The 625-nt window shown below is 32.8% G+C and carries 1 protein-coding gene; it reads left to right on the plus strand.

Features of this window, described 5'->3' with window-relative positions; translation table 11 throughout:
- Nucleotides 1–155: 155 nt before the first annotated feature.
- Entirely contained in the window at nucleotides 156–497 is a 342-nt protein-coding gene (locus B4C08_RS03655) for a hypothetical protein (protein WP_295795560.1), read from the plus strand.
- Nucleotides 498–625 lie beyond the last annotated feature (128 nt).

Consider the following 625-nt stretch of genomic DNA (forward strand, 5'->3'; position numbering starts at 1 on the left):
TGATGAATGCGATGGGACCGAATGTTGCCGGTGTAATTGGAACTGCAATTGCTGCTGGTGTTTTCATTGCAACTTACGGTGCTTAGTTTTTTATGGCAGAACTGCATTTTATAAAGTGCGGTTCTGTTGTTTTTTTGTGCCTGAATTAAGGTTTTATGCAGAAAAAATTTTTATACACTATTTTAATTGTCTTTTCAGTTTTTCTGTGGATTTTATATCCTGCATTCAGGCACGAGCTTAAAATTTCCAATAAATGCGCCCTTGAATTTGAAAACGATTCAGGCGCAGTTATTTTGTCTTTTTTTGACAATTCCACTGTTGAAGCATTTGTGCATGAAGAAAGAAAATTTGAAATTTCTTTTGCGATTTGCTTTGCGTTTCTGGCACTTCTTGTTCTTGTAATTGAAAAGAATATTGATTTTTCTTTATGTGCGCTGAACGTTCCTGTCAAGAATAAATACATTGATTTTGTAATAAAGCAAACTTCCGTCTTATAAAGTTCCTCATAATTTTTTCACTTTTAATTTTTATGCTTTCTCATTGTTTTTTATGGAGGAATTTTTATGTTGCCTTTTTACTCTGCTGGAAAAATCAGAAATGCTGAAAAGAATTCAATTCTTTGCTC

The organism is Treponema sp. UBA753 (genome assembly GCF_002297325.1).
Classification (GTDB): domain Bacteria; phylum Spirochaetota; class Spirochaetia; order Treponematales; family Treponemataceae; genus Treponema_D.

Bases quoted from the DNA above. Each gene is read 5' to 3' on its own strand.
- B4C08_RS03655 (WP_295795560.1), top strand. From the start codon at position 156: ATGCAGAAAAAATTTTTATACACTATTTTAATTGTCTTTTCAGTTTTT.